The sequence below is a fragment of the Streptomyces sp. NPDC014864 genome, from assembly GCF_043081525.1.
Taxonomy (GTDB): domain Bacteria; phylum Actinomycetota; class Actinomycetes; order Streptomycetales; family Streptomycetaceae; genus Streptomyces.
The window spans coordinates 148,823-151,805 of the sequence record NZ_JBIBWT010000019.1; the positions used below are offsets into that span (position 1 = coordinate 148,823).

General features: G+C 71.2%; 4 protein-coding genes. 3 read left to right on the forward strand and 1 reads right to left on the reverse strand.

Translation table 11 applies throughout. From position 1 onward, the window contains the following. On the reverse strand, positions 1–707 hold a 707-nt coding region (locus ACF1A5_RS28730; protein ID WP_392195784.1), incomplete at its 3' end, for a HAMP domain-containing protein. A 726-nt stretch (positions 708–1,433) separates the two neighbouring features. On the opposite strand from ACF1A5_RS28730, the gene ACF1A5_RS28735 reads away from it, so the two are divergent. The 3 genes from ACF1A5_RS28735 to ACF1A5_RS28745 all read left to right on the forward strand — a co-directional run bounded on the left by ACF1A5_RS28735 (position 1,434) and on the right by ACF1A5_RS28745 (position 2,892). After that, positions 1,434–1,805 carry a PRC-barrel domain containing protein gene (locus ACF1A5_RS28735; RefSeq protein ID WP_392195785.1) on the forward strand — a complete coding sequence of 124 codons (372 nt, stop codon included), beginning with the start codon at positions 1,434–1,436 and terminating at the stop codon, positions 1,803–1,805. A 152-nt stretch (positions 1,806–1,957) separates the two neighbouring features. Beyond that, entirely contained in the window at positions 1,958–2,329 is a 372-nt protein-coding gene (locus ACF1A5_RS28740; protein WP_392195786.1) for an STAS domain-containing protein, read from the forward strand. After that, positions 2,326–2,892 carry an ATP-binding protein gene (locus ACF1A5_RS28745; RefSeq protein ID WP_392195787.1) on the forward strand — a complete coding sequence of 189 codons (567 nt, stop codon included), beginning with the start codon at positions 2,326–2,328 and terminating at the stop codon, positions 2,890–2,892. The genes ACF1A5_RS28740 and ACF1A5_RS28745 overlap by 4 nt, the downstream gene beginning before the upstream one ends. The last annotated feature ends 91 nt before the right edge of the window (positions 2,893–2,983 follow it).

The following is a 2,983-nucleotide window of genomic DNA, read 5'->3' on the forward strand; positions in this document are numbered from 1 at the left end:
ATGGTGTTCTTCAGTTCGAGGATCTCGCCGCGGGCGTCGACGGTGATCTTCTGGGACAGGTCGCCCTTGGCCACCGCCGTGGTCACCTGGGCAACGTTGCGGACCTGGTTGGTCAGGTTGCCCGCCATGAAGTTCACGGAGTCGGTCAGGTCCCGCCACACGCCGGCCACGCCGGGCACCTTGGCCTGGCCGCCGAGGCGTCCTTCGGTCCCGACCTCGCGGGCGACGCGGGTGACCTCGTCGGCGAAGGCGGAGAGCTGGTCGACCATCGTGTTGACGGTCTCCTTCAGCTGCAGGATCTCGCCGCGCGCGGGGACGTCGATCTTCTGCGAGAGGTCGCCCTTGGCCACCGCCGTCGCCACCTGCGCGATGTCGCGGACCTGGGTGGTGAGGTTGCCCGCCATCGCGTTCACGGAGTCGGTCAGGTCGGCCCAGGTCCCGGACACGCCGGGCACCTCCGCCTGCCCGCCGAGCGTGCCCTCGGTGCCGACCTCCCGGGCCACGCGGGTGACCTCTGAGGTGAACACGGACAGTTGGTCGACCATGCCGTTGAACACCGTGGCGATGTCGCCCATCAGTCCGTCGGTGTCCTCGGGCAGGCGCGTACCGAAGTCGCCGTCCCGCACCGCCGTCAGGCCCGCCAGAAGCTGCCTCAGCTCCTGATCTCCGGGCAGGGCGTCGACCACCTCGGTCCTGTCGCTGGTCATGCGCATCCTCGTCCCGCTCCCCTGGAGTCCTCCTCGTGGGAGGACTCGGACCCTCACCGGCCCGGAGGGCTCGGCTTCCCAGCTCGCATTTCCGCAGTTCACGGAATCTGCACGTGTGTAAAAATACGCCGAAGGCTAACTCACCCCGAGTGCGCCGAACAAAACCTTCCGGCGCACCGCGAGCCCGGCTCGCACCGTCTGCGCCCGTTGTGCACGGGCGTGGATGTCCAGAGTACGGGAATGCCCTTGCGGACCGGTCGTGACCTGCGGCGCCGGGCCCGCCGTCGGACCGGGGGCGCGGCCGCGACGCGCTCCCCTTCGGCGCCGAACGCGCCCGGTCGGCGCCGGACCGTGTTAGGCCGCACCCTTGCCGGCCCCGGGGGGCCGCTCCGGCCCCGGACTGCGAATATGTACACATTTTCACGCTCGCCCCCTGCCTTTCCGCAGGCGTGGGCCCCGCATCGGCCGTGGTGCGCCGGGCCGACGGAGCGGGCGCCGCCCCGCATCTGACCCGGCGTCGGCCGGCGCGCGTGCCCGCCGGTCACGACCGGCGCCCCGAGCTGCGCCCCGCCCAGGGGCGGGAGACCGGTGAACACGCCAAGATGCCGCACTGGCGGGGCCGAATGCGACTGCGACGGCAGGGTAGTTGCTGCGAGAAGAGCCGCGAGGCGGGACCCGCCCGCCCGCGGACTCGTGACTCTTTCGTCCGGGGAGCTGAGGAGCAGCGTGACCACCGACAGAATCTGGTCGTATCCGCCGCAGGTCGGTCGTGTCGAGGGACAGGACCTGACCGGGTTCACCGTTGTCGCCGCCGACGGCACGATCGGGCACGTGGACCGGGAGGCCGATCCTTTCGGGATGCGGCACCTGGTCGTCGACACTGGTGTCTGGGTGTTCGGCAGGAGCGTGCTCGTGCCGGTCGGCGTCGTCGCCGGCATCGACACGGACGACCGGAAGGTCGAGGTGGCCTGCTCCCGAGGGGAGATCAAGGCGGCGCCGCGCTTCCGGATCGACAGCGAGACGATGGACCCGGACTACCTGACCCGGGTGGGCGAGTACTACCACTCGCTCCCGCCGCGTACGACGGCCACCGCCTGACGGCGGACGGACATGTGGGACGTACGGCCCGTGACCAGGGACGAGCGGCGTGCGAAGGGAGCCGGGACCGGACCCGGGAGACCGCTCCTATGCTGGAGCGACGCACGCGACGCGTGCCGCGGACCGGAGAGCAGAACAGGAAGAGTGTGCCGATGAGCGACGAGCGGGAGCCCGCCGTGGCATCGTCCGTCCACGGGAACGCCTTCGTCGTGACCGTGAGTGGCGACATCGACGGCGACAGCGCCCCTCGCCTGGTCGAGGAACTGGCCGCCGGCCTGCTCGCCGGCACCTCGCGGACCGTCGTGGACCTGTCGGACACGACGTTCGCGGACTCGGCCATCCTGCACGCCCTCCTCGAGGCCCAGCAGGCGCACCGGGCGCACGGACTGCTCCTGGTGCTGGCGGGGCCGTTCGGCGAGAGCGTGGAAAGGCTTTTTGACGTGACAGGAACCGCGGGGTACTTCGTCCTCGCCGAGAATGTCTTCACGGCGATGGAGGTGCCCCGGGCAGTGACGGACCGGTGACAGAGGACGAACGCCCCGGTGCGGAGCCCCGCGCCGAGCGGGCGGGTCCCGGGGACACGACACTCACGGACCGAACCGGCCCGGCGGGCGCCGCGCCGGCCGCTTCTTCCGCATCCGCGGCGGAGCAGGCGGGCGCCGGGGTCCGGGTGACGAGTGCCGCGGCCGCACGCGCGTACGCGCGGTCGGTCGTGCTCGAGGAGTGGAACTCCTCCTCCCGCCGGGCGCGGGAGGAGGACGTCATCGACCTGCTGCTCGTCGTCTCGGAGATGGTCACCAACGCGATCCGGCACGGTGAGGGGATCGCGGGTTTCGAGGCCGTCTCCACGGCCGACGGCATCCGGCTGACCGTGCTCGACAACAGCGATGTCGTCCCCGAGGTCGCCTACGGCTCCGGCGCGCTGCCGCTCGGCCACCTGGGCAGTGGGTACGGCTGGCCGCTGATCATCCGCCTCGCGCGGGAGATCGTCATCGACCGCCGGCCCGGAGGCGGCAAGACGATCAGTGTGCTGGTCCCGCTGCGTGACGCCGCCGGACTGCCGTCGAAGGACGGCCGGGCCGGCTAGGACCTGTCTGACAAATGATCTTGGCTCGGTTCGCGGAGCCAGAGGATGAGTGCTGCGAGGTGGAGTCCGGCCCGGTAGCGAGCGGCGAGTT

Coding starts and splice junctions, on each gene's coding strand:
- ACF1A5_RS28740 (WP_392195786.1), top strand. CDS start 1,958: ATGAGCGACGAGCGGGAGCCCGCCGTGGCATCGTCCGTCCACGGGAAC.